This window comes from Streptomyces sp. NPDC001568, assembly GCF_042893755.1.
GTDB lineage: Bacteria > Actinomycetota > Actinomycetes > Streptomycetales > Streptomycetaceae > Streptomyces.
The window spans coordinates 86,187-106,127 of record NZ_JBIAVF010000024.1; the positions used below are offsets into that span (position 1 = coordinate 86,187).

At 70.1% G+C, this 19,941-nt stretch carries 14 protein-coding genes and 2 CRISPR repeat arrays (1 of these 16 cut by a window edge); of the genes, 4 read left to right on the plus strand and 10 right to left on the minus strand.

Translation table 11 applies throughout. The features are described 5' to 3' along the window. Nucleotides 1–22: 22 nt before the first annotated feature. From ACFY0I_RS34365 to ACFY0I_RS34380, 4 genes are read left to right on the plus strand one after another with little or no spacing between them, the layout of a single operon-like run. Nucleotides 23–373, plus strand: coding sequence for a TadE family protein (locus ACFY0I_RS34365; protein ID WP_388903313.1), 351 nt, complete (start codon nucleotides 23–25; stop codon nucleotides 371–373). Continuing rightward, a complete protein-coding gene (locus tag ACFY0I_RS34370; protein ID WP_388903194.1) occupies nucleotides 370–837 on the plus strand; it encodes a TadE/TadG family type IV pilus assembly protein in 468 nt (155 codons plus the stop codon). Before ACFY0I_RS34365 ends, ACFY0I_RS34370 begins: the two co-directional genes overlap by 4 nt. A 57-nt stretch (nucleotides 838–894) precedes the next feature. Next, nucleotides 895–1,314, plus strand: coding sequence for a pilus assembly protein TadG-related protein (locus ACFY0I_RS34375; RefSeq protein ID WP_388903316.1), 420 nt, complete (start codon nucleotides 895–897; stop codon nucleotides 1,312–1,314). A gap of 20 nt (nucleotides 1,315–1,334) precedes the next feature. Next, a complete protein-coding gene (locus tag ACFY0I_RS34380) occupies nucleotides 1,335–4,682 on the plus strand; it encodes a LysM peptidoglycan-binding domain-containing protein (protein WP_388903196.1) in 3,348 nt (1,115 codons plus the stop codon). 142 nt (nucleotides 4,683–4,824) lie between these two features. Here the strand turns inward: ACFY0I_RS34380 and ACFY0I_RS34385 are convergent, their stop codons facing one another. The 10 genes from ACFY0I_RS34385 to ACFY0I_RS34430 all read right to left on the minus strand — a co-directional run bounded on the left by ACFY0I_RS34385 (nucleotide 4,825) and on the right by ACFY0I_RS34430 (nucleotide 18,216). Beyond that, on the minus strand, nucleotides 4,825–5,094 hold the full coding sequence (locus tag ACFY0I_RS34385) for a hypothetical protein (protein ID WP_388903198.1): 270 nt from the start codon (nucleotides 5,092–5,094) through the stop codon (nucleotides 4,825–4,827). Nucleotides 5,095–5,779: 685 nt separating this feature from the next. After that, nucleotides 5,780–5,965: a hypothetical protein gene (locus tag ACFY0I_RS34390; protein WP_388903200.1), complete on the minus strand. Its 186-nt coding sequence runs from the start codon at nucleotides 5,963–5,965 to the stop codon at nucleotides 5,780–5,782. A gap of 155 nt (nucleotides 5,966–6,120) precedes the next feature. After that, nucleotides 6,121–8,519: direct repeats of the CRISPR family, unit length 19 nt; unit sequence CCGCGGGTGCGGGGAGCAG. 80 nt (nucleotides 8,520–8,599) lie between these two features. Then, the gene (gene cas2e / locus ACFY0I_RS34395; RefSeq protein WP_388903201.1) at nucleotides 8,600–8,947 is read right to left on the minus strand and encodes a type I-E CRISPR-associated endoribonuclease Cas2e; all 348 of its coding nucleotides are present in this window, start codon (nucleotides 8,945–8,947) and stop codon (nucleotides 8,600–8,602) included. Further along, complete coding sequence (gene cas1e / locus ACFY0I_RS34400) at nucleotides 8,944–9,894, minus strand: type I-E CRISPR-associated endonuclease Cas1e (protein ID WP_388903203.1); 951 nt, start codon at nucleotides 9,892–9,894, stop codon at nucleotides 8,944–8,946. Before cas1e ends, cas2e begins: the two co-directional genes overlap by 4 nt. 3 nt (nucleotides 9,895–9,897) lie before the next feature. Beyond that, entirely contained in the window at nucleotides 9,898–10,602 is a 705-nt protein-coding gene (gene cas6e, locus ACFY0I_RS34405) for a type I-E CRISPR-associated protein Cas6/Cse3/CasE (protein ID WP_388903204.1), read from the minus strand. After that, nucleotides 10,602–11,378, minus strand: a complete 777-nt coding sequence (gene cas5e / locus ACFY0I_RS34410; protein WP_388903207.1) for a type I-E CRISPR-associated protein Cas5/CasD — start codon at nucleotides 11,376–11,378, stop codon at nucleotides 10,602–10,604. The genes cas6e and cas5e overlap by 1 nt, the downstream gene beginning before the upstream one ends. Then, nucleotides 11,375–12,601: a type I-E CRISPR-associated protein Cas7/Cse4/CasC gene (cas7e, locus tag ACFY0I_RS34415; RefSeq protein ID WP_388903208.1), complete on the minus strand. Its 1,227-nt coding sequence runs from the start codon at nucleotides 12,599–12,601 to the stop codon at nucleotides 11,375–11,377. The genes cas5e and cas7e overlap by 4 nt, the downstream gene beginning before the upstream one ends. After that, entirely contained in the window at nucleotides 12,598–13,344 is a 747-nt protein-coding gene (gene casB / locus ACFY0I_RS34420) for a type I-E CRISPR-associated protein Cse2/CasB (RefSeq protein WP_388903210.1), read from the minus strand. The genes cas7e and casB overlap by 4 nt, the downstream gene beginning before the upstream one ends. Further along, nucleotides 13,341–17,864 carry a type I-E CRISPR-associated protein Cse1/CasA gene (gene casA, locus ACFY0I_RS34425; RefSeq protein ID WP_388903212.1) on the minus strand — a complete coding sequence of 1,508 codons (4,524 nt, stop codon included), beginning with the start codon at nucleotides 17,862–17,864 and terminating at the stop codon, nucleotides 13,341–13,343. The genes casB and casA overlap by 4 nt, the downstream gene beginning before the upstream one ends. A 136-nt stretch (nucleotides 17,865–18,000) precedes the next feature. Further along, nucleotides 18,001–18,216 (minus strand): hypothetical protein, encoded by a 216-nt coding sequence (locus ACFY0I_RS34430; protein WP_388903214.1) that lies wholly within the window; start codon nucleotides 18,214–18,216, stop codon nucleotides 18,001–18,003. A 588-nt stretch (nucleotides 18,217–18,804) separates the two neighbouring features. Then, a CRISPR array of direct repeats spans nucleotides 18,805–19,941; the repeat unit is 29 nt; unit sequence CTGCTCCCCGCACCCGCGGGGATGGTCCC (it continues 477 nt past the right edge of the window).

The window sequence follows — 19,941 nt, forward strand, 5'->3', positions numbered from 1 at the left end:
GCAGGACCGGGGGGAGTCGTCCATCCAGATGGCGATCGTGTTCCCGTTCGTCATCCTCATCACGGTCGCGGTCGTCCAGGCCAGCATGTGGTTCTTCGCCCGGAACATCGCGTTGACCGCCGCCCGCGAGGGTGTGGCGGCGGCCCGGGTCTACCAGGCACCGGAGAGCGCGGGCGCGGCCCGAGCCCGCGAGACCCTCGGACGGATCGCGGGCGACAGCCTGAACGACCCCACGGTCAGCACCACGGGCAGCACCACCACCGAAGTCCGGGTGACCGTCACCGGCACCGCCCCCTCCCTCATCCCGGGCCTGTCCGGCCTGAGCGTCTCGCAGTCGGCGGGCGCACCCCGCGAACGGTGGACCACCCCATGACCGACAAGCGGACGGAATGGGCGCGTGGTTGGGTGAGCCGGCTGCGGGAGGATCGGGGCAGTGAGACCATCGCCGCCGCGATCGTCACCCCACTCCTGATCATGCTCCTGTGCATGGCCATCGCCGGGGGCCGGATCGTCACCTCCGGCGCGAAGATCGACGCCGCCGCCGAGGATGCCGCCCGCGCCGCCTCCATCTCACGCACCTACTCGGGGGCGCAGGCCGAGGCGAGCGCCGCAGCCGCCCGGTCCCTGAACGACCAGGGCATCCACTGCGCCTCGACGAGTACGAGCGTCGACGTGTCGGGACTCGCGGTACCGCTCGGCGAGGTCGGAACCGTCACTGTGACCATCTCCTGCACGGTGAGGATGGCGGACCTCCTACTGCCCGGCGTGCCCGGGTCCAAGACACTCACCAGCCGGTTCACCTCCGTGGTGGACGCCCACCGATCCCGGGAGGGATGAGCCGTGACCTCAACGCAACTACGGGCAGCCGTCGGACCGCGAGCGCTCCCGGCGCGGCTGCGGGCGGGGGACGACGAGGGCGGGATCGCCGTGTTCACCGCCATCGTCGCCATCGCCCTGCTGGGCATCATCGGACTGACCATCGACGGCGGCGGGAAGCTGCGGGCCACCGAACGCGCCGACGCCGTTGCGATGGAGGCCGCCCGCGCCGCCGGACAGGCCATCGACCCCGCCGCCGCCGTCACCGGCACCGGCGTCCACGTCGATCCCGCCGCCGCCCAAGCCGCGGCCCAGGCCTACCTCGCGGCCGCCGGCACCCGGGGCAGCGCCACCCTCTCCCCGGACGGCACCCGGCTGACCGTCACTGTCCACGGCACCTACCCGACCAAGTTCCTGGCGATCGTCGGAATCGAGTCCATGGACGTCACCGGCCACGCCGGCGCCCGCCTCCTGCACGGCATCACCCAACCCCAGTAGCTCCTGACGAAGGACCGGCCATGCCGAAGTCGCCCGCTCCCCCACGTACCCCGGCCCGGCCGGCCCGCAGCGGCGCCCGAACCGCCGCCGCGATCCTCCGAGCCCTGCTCAGCCTCACCGTCCTCGCCGCCCTGATCGTCGGCCTGCCCGTCCTGCTGTGGTGGGCGACCACGCTCGTCGGACCGCCGGGCCTCGCCGCGCTCTCCTCACTCCTGTCGACGGACGACTCCGGCCAGGTCTTCCTGCTGCTCCTGGCCGTCGCTGGGTGGATCGGGTGGGCCTGCTTCGCGGTCGCGGTCCTGCTGGAGGTCCCCGCCCAACTGCGGGGCCGTGCCGCCCCGCAGATCCGCGGTCTGGTCGGCCAGCGGGCCGCCGCCGTCCTGGTCGGCGCCATCTTCGTCGCGCTGCCCACCGGCACGGCACTCGCCGCTCCCACCCTCGCGCCCCCCGCCACAGCCCAACCGGCCGCCGTCAGTGCCACCAGCACCCCCGGCGCCCCCGGCGCCCCGAGCGAGGCCAGGGAGTCGACCGGCACGACGGCCGAGGCGGAAGTGACCCACACGGTCCGCGACGCACGGCCCGCCGAGAGCTTGTGGTCGATCGCCGAACAACGGTTGGGCGACGGCGAGAAGTGGACGGACATCGCCGCCCTCAACGCGGGCCGGACCATGATCGACGGACAAACCTTTGACGCTGACCAGCCCATCCACCCCGGATGGATCCTGCGCCTACCCCCGACGGCAACCACCCCCACCCCCACGGCCCCGGCCCCGGCCCCGGCCCCGGCCCCGGCCCCGGCGGGAACGTCCGTTGCCGCGCCCACGGCCGGCCTCACGGCTCAGGGCAGTCGCGGCGAGTCCGCAGTGGGCGCGGTGTACACGGTGCGCGACGGCGACAGCCTGTCGAGCATCGCCGGCGAACAGTTGGGGCAGCCGGAGCGGTACACGGAAATCTGGACCCTCAACGAAGGCAAGCCCCTGCCCGGGGGCGGACTGTTCACCGACCCGGACCTGATCTACCCGGGCCAGCAGCTGACCCTGCCCGAAGGTGGCAAGCCCCAGGAGGTGGCCAAGCCCGGGGAAGCGGCCCCGCCGGGCGGCCGGGTCGAGGCGCCCACCACGCCCACGCCGTCCCCCGCCGTCACTCCATCGGCGACGACGCCCACACCCCCGGTGCAGACAGTCCCCTCCCCCACACCGACGAAGGCATCGCCCACCGCGCCGGCCACCCAGGTACCCAAGCAGCCGGCTCCCGCGCAGCCGAGCTCGTCCGCCACCCCCGCCGTCGTCGAGGCGCAGCCGTCCGCCGACCACGTCAACTGGGCGTTGGTCGGCGGGGTCGGGACACTTCTCGCCGCGTCGCTCGCCGGAGCCCTCGGTGTCCGCCGCATCCTTCAACAGCGCGCACGGCGTGCCGGGCAGACCATCGTCCAGGACGCCGATCCCACCGAGACCGAGCAGGTTCTGGCGGCCGCGGCGGAGTACGAGGGAGTCGAGCTCCTCGACCGGGTGCTGCGCGCCCTCGCCCGGCAGGCCGCCGAGGACGACGTCGAGCTGCCGACCCTGCGCGGCGCCCACCTCACCGCCGATGGCATGACCCTGCTCCTCGACGAGCCCGCCGCACCGTGCGCGCCGTTCGTCGTCGGCTCCGATGCCCGTTCCTGGATCCTGGACGGAAAGGCCGTCCTGCCGTCCGCCGACGACCTCGCCGACGTCCAAGCCCCCTACCCCGGGCTGGTGACTCTCGGGGCGAGCGCGGACGGTCTGCTCCTGGCCGACCTGACCACCTGCCGCGTCCTGCTCCTGGACGGGACCGAGGACGAGGTCCTCGAAGTCGGCCGCGCTCTGGCCCTGGAGCTCGGCACGTGCGCGTGGACCGACTACAGCGAGATCCTCACCGCAGGCCTCGGGAGCCGGCTGGCCGGACTACTGCCCCAGGGCCGGATCCGCAGCATGCCCCACCTGCCCGCCGTCGCCGCAGACCTCGGCGAACTCCTCCTCGAAGCCCACCAGAACGGCGGCCAGGCCCTCCCGTGGATGGTGATCGGCGCCGGTGACCACGACGAGGAGCACGTCACCCAACTCGCCGACGCCCTCGCCGCGGCCCGCGACCTGTTCACCGCCGTGGTCCTGCCCGCGACCCCCGCCACCCGCCGCGCCTTCCCGGCCGCCGAGATCCTCGCCGTCGCCCGCGACACCGACACGCGCCTCGACCCCCTCGACCTGGCGGTGACGCTCCAGCGGGTCACCGACGAGCAATACCGGCAGTACGTGCACGCCCTCCAGGTCACCACCGAGGACGCCACCCCGGCGACCGGCGCGTGGGAGTTCACCGAAAGCCACGACCAGGCCGCCGGGTCCGGAACGCCGCTCACCGTCCGAGTCACCAGCGAGGACGCCAAGGACCCCGGCAAGCCATACGCCGCACTCCTGGCCGGACTGGCCCCCACCACCGAAGCCACGACCGAGACCACACCCCAGACCGCCGAGGAAGCGGCAGAGCCGTCCGCATCCGAAACGACCGACCACGAAGCGACCGCGCCCGTGACCGGGACGGTTCCTGTGCCGAACCAGAACAGCGGCGAAGCCAACGACGCTCCTGCCGCGCCGGAGAGCGCCGTACGGATCGAGATCCTCGGACCCCTGCGACTCACCGGCACCGCCGTGTCCGCGCATTCCTCCCGCACCACCGCCATCGCCGCGCTGATCCATCTGCGCCCCGGCCGCAGCGTCGAGTCCCTGTGCCAGATGGTCGACCCGATCAGCCCCTGGAGCACCCGCACCCTCCACTCCCGCCTCTCCGAACTGCGCGGCGCCATCGGGACAACGGCAGACGGCGGGACCCTGCTGTCCCGGCCCAAGGCCGGAATCGGCTACACCTTCCACCCCACGGTCACCTCGGACTGGGAGGCATTCAAGGCCCTGGCGTCACGTGGACTCGCCGCCGGCCCCAACGCCGGAATCGCGGACCTGGAAGCGGCCATGGCCTTGGTCCGGGGCAAGCCCTTCGACGGGCGTACCCCTCCGTGGGCCGAACCCGTGGTCCAGGAAGTGATGGCGCGGGTCACCGATACCGCCCACACCCTCGCCTGCTGGCACACCGACAGCAGCGACCCCGACCTTGACGCCGCCCGCCGCACCGTCCTCAAGGCCCTCGAAGTCGAGGCGACCTCCGAGACCCTCTATCGCGACCTGCTCACCATCGAATGGACCGCGCAGAACGAGGCGGCAGTCCGTAAGACGGTCGCCCGACTCCAGCAGATGGCGCGGACCTACGACATCACCCTGGACGAGAGCACGAAATCCACCATCAGCTACGTCCTCTCCCCCCGGGTGCCTGCCACCGCACGGCACCTCACCACGTCCTGACACCTGTCCCTCGACCAGAACACTGCGACACGAAGAAGGCCGGACCCACGACGTCGCGGGTCCGGCCGAGGCTTGCACCGCCAGAGGAATGGCTACTCGGCGGGGCACCGGGCCGGCGAGCGGCCACCGCCACGCGGCCGAGTCAGAGGCCCACACCGGAGCGGCAGCGGGACAGAGCGTGCCGCCCGGCCGCGAGGAGTTCGGCGCGTGCCTGCTGCTCCCCCACCGGCGGCCGCGAACTCCATTCCTGTCGTACTTCCGCGACCGCGGCGCACACGGCCAGCACCTCGCCGACCATCTCCTCGTCGAGCACTCCGACGTCCGGCCCGGTCACGACCACGTCCCCGTACAGGCCGTACGGGATGTCGATGCCCCGCCAGAGGCAGGCCAGGACCCACGCCGCCAGGTTCATCGGGCACTCTCTCTGCCCGCTTCCGTGGACGTGGATATGGGCGCGCCGGTGATAGACACCCAGATCCGTCGGGCCCCCGACAGCCGCTCGCACAACCTGACGTCGTGCTCCGTCGTCGTCGTCGGGCAAGGGCAGCGCGACCGTCGCGCCGTCGGTGTCGATTCGCAGCACCGTATCCATGCAGATCCGTTCTCCCGGTTCTCAATCAGAGAGGGCTACTCACGCCCCTCACGATGATCGTCGAAGCCGGTCACCAGCAGGGGCCGGACCGGACAAGTCCGGTGGGTGGTAGGCGGTGAGGTACGTACTCACCGGCCAGGGGCCAAGTTCACCGGTCGGTGACCGGCCACGGAAAACGTCACCGAAAACCTCACCAGTGAGGTGACCGTCGCCCCAGCAACAACTTCACCGGCCACGGGGCACGTCTGCCGCCAGGGGTTCGGCCATCGGCCATTCGACGGTCGAGGGGGTCGGCCGACGGTGGTGTCCGATGCCGACGGGATCGGCCGTGACCGATGGCCGATCGGCCACGGGCCGGCCGTTGGCGATCCTCGTTGGTTGGTGGCCGATAGCCGATCGGCCACCGGAGCTGTGGGCACTCGCACCCGCTCGTGTGCCACGTGAGCCGACAGCGGCATTGGCCGATACCCGGGTTCGAGCGCGGGCGCCACCTGGGAGCATCCGATCAGGCGTTGGTGCTCACCGAGCACAGATGTGCGCGGCCGGCTTGGCGCCGATGTTCTTCGAGGTGCTGCACAGCGCTCTTGAGTCGGCGCAGACCGGTGCGGGTCGGGACGCCGAGCGGGCGGCCCACTTCCGCCCCGGCGAGCTTCTCGCCCGCGGCTTCGGCCTCGGTCAGCAACTTGACCACGAGCCGGATCTGACGGTCCGTCTCCGTGTAGTTCCTCGTCGTCGGTCTGCTGTGCCGGCAGACGTGCTGCTGTGGTCCCCGGATCGGTGGGCGTCGCTTCCCACAGCGCTGCCAGGGACGTGCCCTGCTGATCTGGCGGGGGGCTGGGGCCATCGCCGCGGGTGCGGGGAGCAGTCCTCGAGGGGGTTGAGGCCCATGCACCCGAGGGGGTCATCCCCCGCGGGTGCGGGGAGCAGGACGTGACGCTCGCGGCGGACCCGGAGGTCGTGGGGTCATCCCCGCGGGTGCGGGGAGCAGATCGGCGGCCTGGACCTCGGTGTCCAGGCCGTGGGGTCATCCCCGCGGGTGCGTGACGGCGGCGGCCACGAGGACCCCGTTCTGCTCCCTGTGGGGGTCATCCCCGCGGGTGCGAGGAGCAGTGGTCAGAGGCGTCCCACCACCGGTAGAGCTGTGGGTCATCCCCGCGGGTGCGGGGAGCAGCGCGGAGGGACATCCTCACATTTCGGTCTGACGGGGTCATCCCCGCGGGTGCGGGGAGCAGGCAGCGGGGAGTGTGCTCGGCGGAGGCGGGTGGGGGTCATCCCCGCGGGCGCGGGGAGCAGAACTCGCGGGCCTCGATCACGCCGCCTTTGCCGGGGTCATCCCCGCGGGTGCGGGGAGCAGTGCCAACAGGCCAACCGGGGGCCAACCTGACAGGGGTCATCCCCGCGGGTGCGGGGATCAGTACCGCTTGGTCCGGTCGTACGGGACGTCGTTGGGGTCATCCCCGCGGGTGCGGGGAGCAGAGCGCGAGGAACTGCGCCGGATCGTGCGCGAAGGGGTCATCCCCGCGGGTGCGGGGAGCAGGATGCCGCCGACCGGGATCTCGGGGGCGTCGCGGGGTCATCCCCGCGGGTGCGGGGAGCAGTGCGGGGGCGGACAGGACTGCCCGCCCCCGGGGGGGGCATCCCCGCGGGTGCGGGGAGCAGCCTCGTTGATGCGTTCCCGCAGGTGCGCGGCAGGGGTCATCCCCGCGGGTGCGGGGAGCAGGCCGGCCCCGCCCTGTACCTGCTGCCCGTCCCGGGGTCATCCCCGCGGGTGCGGGGAGCAGCGGATGAGGCTTAGCACGACGGGCTGCTGGCGGGGGTCATCCCCGCGGGTGCGGGGAGCAGTTCTCCCGCTCGGCCGACATAATCTTGCGCGGGGGGTCATCCCCGCGGGTGCGGGGAGCAGACCGAGGATGTCAGGGGCGGGCGGCCTGCCCAGGGGTCATCCCCGCGGGTGCGGGGAGCAGCTCACCCCTGCCGGCCGTCTCCTGATCGACGGGGGGTCATCCCCGCGGGTGCGGGGAGCAGGGATACCCCATGGCTGCCTCCGCGGTTAGGTGGGGGTCATCCCCGCGGGTGCGGGGAGCAGCAGAGGTACTTGACCGCGTTGCCTCGGTTGAAGGGGTCATCCCCGCGGGTGCGGGGAGCAGCAGCATGGAGGGACTCGAACCCCCAACCTACGGGGGTCATCCCCGCGGGTGCGGGGAGCAGCCCATCGGTCGATCGCTGCTGGACGGTCGAGAGGGGTCATCCCCGCGGGTGCGGGGAGCAGAAAATCCCGGTTTCCTGGACGTACAGGATGCGGGGGTCATCCCCGCGGGTGCGGGGAGCAGCGCAAGCGCGACGTCTTCTTCACCGACGAGGAGGGGTCATCCCCGCGGGTGCGGGGAGCAGATGACCGCGCGCGAACGGACGTCGGCCGCCGAGGGGTCATCCCCGCGGGTGCGGGGAGCAGGTCAAGAACTGGCTCTGGCACAGGCTGAAGCCGGGGTCATCCCCGCGGGTGCGGGGAGCAGCGGTGGACCGTCACCTCCAGGGCCATCGTCGTGGGGTCATCCCCGCGGGTGCGGGGAGCAGGCCATCGCAGTTCCGAGCGTGTGCGCGCTGGAGGGGTCATCCCCGCGGGTGCGGGGAGCAGTCGCTGGTTCATCGGCGCGGTCTCCGGTGGGTGGGGTCATCCCCGCGGGTGCGGGGAGCAGCCCCGCGGTGTCGCCCAGACGATCCGCACGGCGGGGTCATCCCCGCGGGTGCGGGGAGCAGTCGGCGGCGCCGAACGCGGCTCCGATCCGTGAGGGGTCATCCCCGCGGGTGCGGGGAGCAGCAATTCCCTTTTCTAGATGTCGAATGGGAGGGGGGGTCATCCCCGCGGGTGCGGGGAGCAGCCCATGCTGGGGCAGCCGCGGCTGCAGAAGCGGGGGTCATCCCCGCGGGTGCGGGGAGCAGGGCCGGTCATGGCTGAAAAGCGGCCAACCCGGGGGGTCATCCCCGCGGGTGCGGGGAGCAGTCCTGACGCGCGTTGGTCATCTTCGGGTTCCGGGGGTCATCCCCGCGGGTGCGGGGAGCAGAGGTCGGCGTCAAGATCGTGAGTGGTTCCACGGGGGTCATCCCCGCGGGTGCGGGGAGCAGCCGCCCGGCCGGACGTCCATCGCGGACTCCAGGGGGTCATCCCCGCGGGTGCGGGGAGCAGTCGATGCCGTACCGGCGGTAGACGGCAGTCGTGGGGTCATCCCCGCGGGTGCGGGGAGCAGGCTTCCTCACCTGCGCGTTTGTCCGCGGTTGAGGCTGTTTTGACTTACTTGCATCGATCGCGACATATCAACCAAAAAGGTCAACGCGCACCGAACCTTCTGCGTTTCGAAGCCTTGCTCCAACCCTGGGAAGGTGATGACGGCCGTGTGGCGCGGTCGCTGGGGCGGTGGATCAAGGTGACGCCCTCTCGGTCGATCGGGTGCCACTTGTGGTCGTGTGTTTCGAACGCGAAGCCTTGTTCGTTGTTCGTGTTGTAGGCCATGAGGGCGCGTCCGTTCCCCGCGTACTGCTTCACCTCCTCCCACAGCACCGCCCGGATGCGCGCTGACGGACCTCCGATGAAGACTCCGGGCGAGATTTCGAGCAGCCAACGGGTAAGGAACCCTCGGAGCCCGGCCGGGCAAAGGGTGAGGACGATGACCGTCACCAGGTCACCTCGTCCGCGTAGTTCCGGCCGGCGGCCAGCATCACCTCTCGGTCCGACTGGAGCGTGACGACATCGGCGGCTTCGCCTTCCGCAGGAGCCGAACCGGCGGGGAGTAGCAGCATCTTGATGTCGTCGACGCAACGGTCGAGCAGGCGCGTCTTGTTGATCCGGTCCCTCAGAGCACGCCGCGTGCGGGATCCGATGTCCTCCTCGCCCTCGGCTGCCACGTCGAAGGCGACGGGAATCCCAATCTCCGTCTTGTAGAGGTCGGCCACGTCCAGCACAAACGACAGCTCGTGCCCGGAGTGGACGAAGCCGAGGCCGGTGGCGCAGCCCAGCGCGGCCACGACCGCGTGGGCGACGCCGTACATGCACTGGGCCGCGGCTGTCACCGCCTGGTTCGGGGCGTCGCCTGCGGTAAAGTCGCCCGGCACGTAATTCCGCCCGTGCCAGGGGACCCCGGTGCGTTCTGCCTGCAGCCGGTAGCACTCCCTGAGGCGACGGCCCTCGTAGCCGAGGAGCTCCTGTCTGTTCAGGCCCGCCGGGTCCTCGTCCGGGAACCGCAACTGGTACATCGCCCGGGCGACCTCCAGGCGGGTGCGGCGGTTTGCCCAGCGGGTGGCTTGCGCTTCCACGAGAGCGGACGACCGGTTCAGCGCGCGCCCACTCGCGTAGTACCGCACGCCCTGCTCGCCGACCCATGCGACAGCGGCCCCGCTGTCCGCGAGGACACTCATCGCCTGGTGGGTGACGCGTGTCCCCGGCCCGAGCAGCAACGTACCGATCGTGGCGGAGGGAATGTGGGTGGTGCCTTCGGCGTCCTCGGCGGTAATGGCGTTGTCGTCCCGGTGGACGACGCATCGTTCAAGGTAGATGAAGGAGATCCGTTCCCCGACGCGTGTCAGATCACGTGGGGACGACGCCCGGCGCTGTGCCACGGTACCCACCGCTCACCCGGCCTGTGCGAGTGTCATCAGGCCACAGCCGTATGCCTTGGCCTTGCCCAGTCCCAGGGTGAGGGTGCGTCGGAGGGCCACGGGATCCGTGACTTCCAGGCGGCCGTCGAAGGTGACCGTCACGAGGGGTACCCGATTGGTTCTACCTGTGCCGGCCTCGGTCTTGCCGAATTGGTGGCGCTGCTCGTCACGGACGGTCAACTGGTGTTCGTCGCCCTGTTGGAGCCGACGTCGTTCCTCGGGGGTCTCCAGGATGCGGAATCCGGCCTGTTCCTGGTGGGTGAGCAACCAGCCCATCTGATGACGGGGCGTGCGGTGCGCGGTCCGCTTGAGGGGTTCGTCGGGCGTTCGGCGCACGTTGTGGACGGGGTTCGCGGTGAGCCTGAAGGCCCAGGTGCTGCCAGCGGTGAGCCCGTCGAGGAAGGTCTTGTACTCGTAGGTCTGCCAGGTGGAAGTGGTGGGCCATCCTGCCTGTTCGACGAGGTGGGTGAGGTCGGGGCGCTCTTCACTGACGACGAAGAGGAGTACCTCTGCCCGCGCGTTGCGGTCCAGGCGCCAAAGGATCCGCGAGGCATTGTCGTCGCTGGGCAGTGCCCCGGCGAAGGATGACATCACCGCAGCGTGCATACGCTGGGGGGAGGACAGCAGGGGGCGGGCTCCTTGGCGCGCGGTGTTGATGCGGAATCGGGTCAAGAACATCAGTGACCGTCCAACGGGGACTGCGGGGGCAGCGGGTTGAGGAGGGCTTCGGGGTTGTGGCGAGGCACCGGCACGGGGGCGTCCTGAATGCCCTTGGACCGTTGCGCCGCAGGTCGGAATCTGGGGTTGGGGATGTCGACCGTGGTCGCCACGACGTTGCGCAGCGCATAGCGGCGATGTTCGGGGGCGAAGCTGAGCGGTTGGTCGCGAAGGACGGTGCCCAGCGGCCCGCCACCGACCGAGTCGCTCAGGAGGGAGAGCGGGACGACGGCACGGCGCTGATGGCGTGTCTGCTGCCAGTCGGCTGCCTGCCACGGCTCCTCACGCAGTACGGCCGCCGGGTCGTCGCCGCTCCTCACCCCCAGGTCGATCGGGCCTTGCGGCGGGCAGGATCGTCGCCCGAGGTAGGGAAGGTAGACGGGAGCGCGCACTGCCTCGTGGAGGGAACGGATGAACTCGTCCTCTCCGGCGACCGCCGCGACGAAGACGGCGTCGGCGAGGTAGAAGCGTTCCGATACGGGCATGGCCTTGCCTGTGTCGCCATGATGGGCCGTCTGGAAGTCACGGAGCCGGGTCCCGGGTTGATCGATCCGTACGGCGAAGGACAGTGCCGCGAGGTCGTACAAATCGGCGGTACGATCCCGGCCCAGAGCAGCGGCGAGCAAGCCGATGACACCGCTCTTGGTGGGCGCCGTCTCGGTGGTGCGGCGGGCGAAGCGGGCCGACGATCCCCAGGACTGCAGGGGTCCGGCCAGACGGAGGGCCAGGACGCTCATCCACGCTTCTCCAGCCGGCCCTCCACGGCCTGTCCGACCTGGGCGACGAGTTCCCGCAGGTTAACCTCGTCACCCAGGGCAGCCAGGTCCTGGGTCTGCTTGCCGACGCGGACGATCCAGGTACGTTCGGCCGGGGCACCGAAGGCACCTTCGACTGCCGGAATGTGTTCTGCCAGGGCCTGACAGGCGGCGCGGACGTGGCCGTCGGCCGTGTCCTGGGCGACCGGGTTCTCGAAGGCACCGACGAAGCTGATCGGGCGGGCGGACCGGAGCTTGACGATGACGGCGTCCGGCAGAGTGTTGTTGCCGAAAGTGTTGAGCTTGCCGGTGGGCATGGAGAGGGCGAAGCCCTCGACGAACGCTTCCACGGCGCGACGGACCGGCTCCCCACTGCGCTCGCCCTCGGCCAGGCCCGCATCGAGGTTCTTGGTCAGCTGATCGATGTCGACGGCCGCGTAGCGGTAGAGGGTGGCCGAATTGAAGTCGACCGTACCGATCATCCCCGCACCGGATTCGGCGTCGCTGTTCTGATCGTCGACCGCGGTGAAGTAGTCCGTTTCCAGGTCCACGGGGTGCACGCTCAGGGCATGGGCGACCTGCGCCGCGGCGTCCACGTTGATGTCGGCGGTGTCCGCCACCATGCGGCCGAAGAGGGCAATGTCGACGGAGTGCCGTGTGGCCGCGATCTGCTTGGCCTTCGCCTTCAGACCGGGCTCCTTCACGAACACCTTCGGCTCTGCCTTCTTGGCGAGGCCCTCGATGGCCAGTTCCGCCAAGCCGTCGAGTTGACGGGCGCTGAGGAACAGCAGGTAGGAGGATTGCGGGGCTTGAGGCTCCGCCGACGCGTCGCCCTCGTTGTCCGCCTTGCCCTTCCCGTTCGCCTTGGCGGACCCGCGGACGGGTGCCTCGATCTTGGCCCCTGTGGCGGCGTTGATGATCTCGGCTGCCATCGGCCAGATGGCGTCCGTGGTCAGCGACTCTTCACGGGCCTTGATGCGGTGGGTAAGGGCCTCGACCACCTTCTTCGTCCGTACGCCCAGTTCTGCGGGATTCAACAATTCCTCGAAGGCCTTGCGGGTGGCCTTCTTCCACGCCTGGCTGGACACGCGGGAGCGGCGCACCCCGCCGTACACGGCGCTCTTGGGGGCGCCCGTGTCGTCCCTGTTGATGTTGCTCGGAGGAACGGTCTGGAGGATGTGTACGTCGAGGATGGTGCGGCTCATGTCTGGTCCTTCGTCTCGATCTCGTTGGCGCCGTTGTCGGGTACTTCGGGTGCGTCGCCCTGCTGCCCGCCGGAAGCGACACGAGGGCGGAAGGCGTGGAAGCTACGTCCCCAGGCCTGCCGGACGAGGCGGGGGCCGCCGGGCTGCTGCCACTGGTCGAGCTGCTCGGCGAGCAGGCCGTAGTCGAGCGGGATCTCCGCCTTGCGGAGCAGGACAACCAGTTCGCGGAGCCGTTGGCCGAGCACGTCGAAGGTCGTGGCGGTCCCGGCTCGTAACAGCCGCTTTTGGATCGGCTCGTCGCGCTCGGTACCGGACATCAGTCGGCGGACGGCGGTCCCCAGCGAAATCCCGTCGTCCACGTGCATGCGGTGGGAGCGCTGCGACTGCTGATGCAGGGCCCACAGGGTCACGGCCACGTGGGCGGCACGTTCGGCGCGCAGGGCTTCGGCATCGCTCAACCGGCGGCCGTCCGGCTGGGCGTCGTAGAAGGCCTCGATGCCCAGGAGCCCCCACAGGTCCGGCGTCTCGTTGGCTTGGCGGCCAATACCTCGACGCAGCCGCGCCAGGGCTTGGACGGCCTGGGGGCTGTCCCTGTGGTAGGCGTGCTGGAGCGTCCTGACGTGCTGTGCCACGGCCTTGCGCAGGGGCGCGAGTTCCTTGGCCGTCGCGCTGGCCGCTCCCGACGTCCGTTGCGGCTCAGGTGGCGTTGCGGGCGCCGGGATGGGCGGCGCGGGCTGTGTCATTGCACTAGCTCCTTGGTGGGTTCGGTCTCCTCCTCGGGTGTTGCCGGGTCGAGGGGAGCGGGGTGGCGGTGGGGAAGGGCTTTGCTGAGCCGTGAGAGGAAGACTCGTTCGGAGCCGGCGGTGTCCAGCCAACCGCGCTCGCCGGCGTCGACCAGGAGGTCGGAGGCGGCTTTCCGCACGATCCAGTAGGTCGTCCGCTGCCAGCCGGCCCGGGCAGTCGACGGCTCCTCGGAGCCGTCAAGGGTGACGATCCACTGCCGGTACGGGCCGTCGAGCAGGCCGAAGCCCAGGTCGCGGGCGGAGTCACTCGGAGCCTCGGTGAGGCGTCCCGCCGACCGCGCGAGGTCGGCTGCGAGGTCTCCCAGCGCGTTGACGGCCTTGGTGCTGTCCTCGACCGCCCCGATGGCTGCCTGCCCGTACTTCTGGTCTCGCTCGTGCAGCAGCACCACCGCCATGGCCACGCTGTCGTCGACGACCTCATCGATGACCGACTGCTGCGTTCCGTAGACGGCGCAGATCAGCCGAGGACGGATGAGCATGTGCCAGGGCAGGAGTCCCGCATGCATGAGTTCGGCAATCCACTTCAGGACGCCGGCCCGTAGGTACTTCGCGGGTTCCGCACCCTGCAAGGTCCCCTCCTCCGTCTGGGAGGTGAGCAGCGCATCGAGGCTGCGCCAGGCGGAGCGAGCCGGATGATGCTGGCGGGGCATGTACACCCGGGGCAGGCCGAGCTTTTTCTCCTGGGGAATGCTGCGACGCCACCCGCTCATGGGTTCACGCTGATGACTGTTGAAGGCCGGCAGCGGATCCCCGTAACAGAGGACCACCCCGTGGACGGCCTGCCCGTCGTGGTGGAGGCGGATACGGCGGGACTGCCACGTGTACAGGTCGCGGGGCCCGGTGGGCCTCGATGCCAGGTCGCTCTGCACCTGGGGCCCGCACTGGTCACGACGCCAGGCCGGCCGGTCGTCCTTGTCGATGACGAATCCGTAGGCGTCGGATGCGACGAGGTTCAGAAGGAGGGTCTGCTGCAGGTTGTCCGCCTCGGCGAACACCCCTCCGATGTTCCCGGCCCACCCCACTCCCTGCGGGTATCCCTTGCCTCCCTTTGCCCGTGGGTCGCCCACGGCACCGGATTTGATCCCGGACGTGTCGAAAGCGTGGGCGTGGACGAGCCAACGGGCGGCCTCGGCGAAAGGGAGCCGTTCCACACCGGGTTGGCGCATCGTGAAGAAGGGCTCGCCGTTGGGAACGTCGGCGACGATGCGGTTGAGGGAGGCCACCTCGTCCTTCTGCGTCCGCAGGTCGGCCACCTGGAAAAACGGCTGGGTGGGATGGAGGAGGTCGAACCGCTCGCGATGGCGATCGAGGTAGGGGCCGACCGCGGCGAACGGCTCCGCGCTCTCGCTGAGCTCCTGCCACACGTCGATGTCCTCGGGGCCCTCCACCGCATCGTGGAGGATGGCCAGCAGGAGGCGCATCAGTGCGAATTCCTGGGTGGGAACGTCACCCACGAGCCTCCGGATGTCGGCGGATCGTGCGAAGACCTCCTTCAGGGACAACTCCGCGGCTGTTCCGTCCCGTAACTGGACGGGCAGCCATGGTCGGGAGACAAGATCAAAACCCGGCACGCCTCTCACCAACTTCACATCCTTGGTGTCGGCCGGAACGACTTCCAGGCCGTCGGTCTCGCTGTATCGAAGGTCGAAGCCTGCCAGCTGGGTCTGACAATCCTCATCGAGGACGAGGAACAACTCCCCGGCCAGCATGTGGCTTTCCTTGCCCTGCCAGGCCTCGGGGCAGAAATTCTCCAGCTCATCGATTACGCGATCGATGAGCCATGGCCGGTAGAAGTGGTACGAGAGCCTCAGCGCACTCGCTGCCACGGCCCGCGCCGCCCGCAGGGGCGGCACAGCGTCGGTCGGCAGATCGAGCCCCCCGAGGCCGCGCTCCAGCCAGGGCAACGTGGCGTACGTACCGTCGCCGCGGCGCTGAACGACGAGCACTTCGAAGGACTCCTCACCGTCCCTGACCTGGGCGCGGCCCGACCTGCTGTCGTCGGCATCACCGACACCCGCGTCGATCCAACCGACAAGTGAACGTCCGGGCTTGCGGACATCGTCGATCCTGAACGTCTGTGCCCGCCGGCGCTGCTCGGCCATGGTCCGCTCGTGCGCGGCCAGGGCGGTGTCCATGGCTTCGGCCCAGCTCTCGGGCACGGGCGGCGAGGAGGAACCGTACGCCTCCTGCACGAGCGAACTGATGTGGTCGGGCAGTACGACCGGACGGTCGGCCAGGTGCGGCCGCAGTACCGCCAGTGAGCGCATCAGGGCATGGCTTCCGTACACGGCCTCCGACCCGGCCACGGGGGCAGGGGTTTCCGCCGCCCAGTCGACGCCGGTGACCAGGCATTGGGCACGACGCAGCCGGACAGGTCGCTGGGACTGGCCCTCGCCCCGATGATGCCGGTGCAGGCGCCCCATGCGTTGCAGGACCAGGTCGACGGGAGCCAGATCGGTCACCAGAAGGTCGAAGTCGATGTCGAGCGACTGCTCGGCAACCTGGCTGGCCACGACAACGTGCCGATCTTCCGGCCGCGTGCCGGACGGCCCGAACCGCTTGACGAGATCGTCGTCCTTGCGCGCCCGGTCCAGGTCCACGAACCGGGAGTGCGCCACGGTAACCGCGCCGGCCCCTAACCGCTCCCGCAGGATCTCAGCCGCCCTCAGCACCCGATCGACCGTGTTGCGAACCACCAGCGCGCAACCCCCTCCGGCCAGTTCGCTCTCCAGACGGTCCACCAGGGCACCAAGGCCGTCGTCCAGCTGTTCCAACCGGATCTCGGTGCGCCGGTCGGCCGCCGCCGCAGGAGTGCGGGTGATCGTGGCCTGTCCCTCGGACACAAGGCTGATCAGCGGATAGGAGTCGGCTTCGGCCAGTTCGGGTCGTCCGTCGGCTGCGCCTGCATACGCCACGGCCAGTGCCTGCCGTCGGTCCGCCGGCAGGGTCGCCGACAGCATCACCACGGGCACCCTGTATGCGCCGAGCCAGGCCAGGACACGTTCGAGGTACTCGTTCATGTAGGCGTCATAGGCGTGGACCTCGTCGATAACGACGACCTTTCCGGCCAAGGCCAGATGCCTCAGGGCCAGATGCCTGCTCTTGAGCCCGGCGAAGAGCAATTGGTCGATGGTGCCCACAACGAAGGGCGCCAGCATGCCCTTCTTACGGCCCCGCAGCCACTGGTGCGCCACGAGTTCGGACGCGGCGACGCGTTGATCGCCTCGCTCGGAGCGCACGGAGTGGGCCGCCCCGTCGAGGTCGACCGCGGCGATCGTACGGGCACCGGCACGCAGGTCACGGGCGAAGTCGTCGTTGAGGAAGGCCTTGGAGTGCGCCAAGGAGACGGTGCGTTCCTCATCTCCCGGAAGCCGCCGGAGCCAGCTGCGCATGCGACCGTACATGGCGTTGGCCGTCGCACGTGTCGGCAGGGCGATGAAACATCCTCCGGCCCGCGTCCGGGAGGCGAACACCTCGGCGACGGCAAGCGCGGCCTCGGTCTTCCCCTCCCCCATCGGAGCTTCGATGATCATCAAGCCAGGCGACTCGGCCTCGCACGCCAGGCGCAGTGCCTCCTCCTGGAGCGGTCGGGGTTCCGGGAGCGCGAAGCGGGCCGTAAAGTGCTCACCGGCACTCGCGGTCACCTCGGCGGGGAACCACGGCCGAGGAAGTTCGATGCCGCGCCACGCGGATTCGATCCGCTGCGCTTCGCTACGGGGCTGCTCCTCGGGGTAGAGAAGGAACAGATCCGGATTGCTGGCGATCCAGTCGGCCAGGATGACCACTGCGCTGAGTACGACCTGCACGGTCTGAGGCAGCTTGACGAGGCGCCACTGCGGCAGCCGGTCCTGAACCCCGTACGCCGCGGCGCACGCATCGAGCAGTTCCGTCTGGACCTCCGCCCAGAGTTGTTCGCTCCGACCTGGGGTCCGCAGCAGTTCGGTGTGCTGGTGCAGGAAGGGGAAGGCTTCGTGCCCGGGAGGCACGCCATGGTGGCCGCCCACCGCAACCGCGAAGGTCATGGCGGCGCGAGGGGCCCATCCGTGCTGCTTCAGCCACTCCTCCAAAAGGACCTGGCCCGCCAGCCCGTGCGGGGCGCGCTTGCGGATGTCGCCGAACTGCTTCGACGACGGCATGTCCAGCCCCTTGTCCCGCATCCTCTGGGCCAGTTGTTCAACCTGACAGGCAAAGGCCGGAGTGGCCTTCCCGATGTCATGAATCGCGGTCAGCCACACCGCGAGGGCTCTGGCGTCCGAGTCACCTCCGGGGAGACACTCCGCGACCAGCCCACGCACGTTGAGCGGGAGCCATTCGTCCCACAGCCGTTCCGCCATGGCAGCCGAGTCGGCCATGTGCCTCCAGAGCTGGAGCCACTTCTCCGACTTCCGATCGTGTTTCGCCCACACGGAGCGGGCTGCTGTCGTCAGTCCCGCACTCCACTGCGGCGCGTCATGATGCATCCGAATCCCCCCAGGATTGCGGCACTTGCCGGCCGACGCCGGCGCCGGGCTCCTCCGATGGAGCGGGCTCCCTCGCTCACTCCGTGACAGAGGGAGCCCGCTCATGATCAAGGAAGGGGCTACGCCCCGAACCCCATTACCCGGCAATCACCCGTGTGGGTGACCGACGCGCGACAATGAGCACCACGATCACGACCACGGTGACGAACGTGCTACCTCGGATCCAGGCATCGACCGGCGCCGGCGAACCGGCACCCCCCAGCAGCACGGCAATGGTTACGGGCAGCGGCCACGACTGTGACTGCTGCCCGTTGATGACCAGGGAGATCTTCCGACATAAGCTTCCAAGCATTCGCTTCTCCTTCGCGAATCAGGGTCGAGCCCACTGATGTGTCTTGGCGGACTGGTGGGCTCGGCCTGCGCGCTGACGCGCAGGATTCCTGGGACATCTGACGACTTCGAGGCCCTTGAGGGGGCCGTCATGCAGGACCGTACCGCACTGACAGTGGCCCCAAGTGCCGTCTTGTTCAACACGGTTGGGATGATTTCGATGCGCAGAACATGCACAGTTGAGCTACCTGAAGAAGTGGATCTTCTCCAGATGTCACTTATCCCCACCGGAGCGGGGAGCATCGGCGCACTGAGCACGCACACGGGTCGGCGCGCTGAGCATGCACAGGGGTCATCCCCACGAGTAGGCGGGGAACATCGAGCCGGTGGGTCACACCGGCTCATCTCCGGCAGGAACAGTACCCAGCACCCCTACCGCCGCGCAGCCAATGCCCGCAATACGAGCCACCAATCACTACCGCGGCCCGGCTGCCTGACGGCCCGGGGAGTGACTCCACCCGAGACCGAGACCGATTGGCGCCATATGGCCGTTTCAACGAAAGTGAGTGAAACGGAGGCTTTCCCAGCATAAAATCGCAGTTCAGCAAGCCTGCTCCCCGCACCCGCGGGGATGGTCCCGCCTCGACACCCTCGACCGCGAAGAGACCACCCTGCTCCCCGCACCCGCGGGGATGGTCCCCCGCGCTCCACGGCGGAGGCAATTGCTTGGGCCTGCTCCCCGCACCCGCGGGGATGGTCCCCCCGGCCGGGCCTGAGACGACACCCCTGAGATCTGCTCCCCGCACCCGCGGGGATGGTCCCAGAGGCCGTACGAGGCCGGCCGCCGTCGCCGACTGCTCCCCGCACCCGCGGGGATGGTCCCCAGACAGTGACGGCCGTGGAGACATCCAACGGCTGCTCCCCGCACCCGCGGGGATGGTCCCGCGGCCAAGGCCATCGGGATCCTGCAGGACAACTGCTCCCCGCACCCGCGGGGATGGTCCCTAGGATCGACACCTGCACCCTCGGCGCCTCGACTGCTCCCCGCACCCGCGGGGATGGTCCCACGCCGAAAGCCCCGATCGGGAAGCTCCGGGACTGCTCCCCGCACCCGCGGGGATGGTCCCCGCTGCCCCACCTGCGGCCGGAACTGCAACGGCTGCTCCCCGCACCCGCGGGGATGGTCCCATCCCGGAACATCCCGGCTTCTGTCAATACCTCTGCTCCCCGCACCCGCGGGGATGGTCCCCCCGACTTCCGCCCTTCGGAGGAGGACGGTGTCTGCTCCCCGCACCCGCGGGGATGGTCCCACGAAGACCTGGTACGCGGCGAGGCACGCGCCCTGCTCCCCGCACCCGCGGGGATGGTCCCGTGACCGGGTTACCCAGGCGGGACTGCGCCGACTGCTCCCCGCACCCGCGGGGATGGTCCCGCCCCGGCTTCGTCGCTGTCGCCGGCCAGCAGCTGCTCCCCGCACCCGCGGGGATGGTCCCCTGTTCTCCTCCATCACGCTGGAGAACATCGACTGCTCCCCGCACCCGCGGGGATGGTCCCCAGGCCATGTTCTGGCCGCCCTTGGTCGTCAGCTGCTCCCCGCACCCGCAGGGATGGTCCCGCGACCGTGACGCCTGACTCCTGCCCGCTGTCGCTGCTCCCCGCACCCGCGGGGATGGTCCCGCCTCGATCGGAGAAGAGCCCACGGTCAGGTTCTGCTCCCCGCACCCGCGGGGATGGTCCCGCGCCGCCG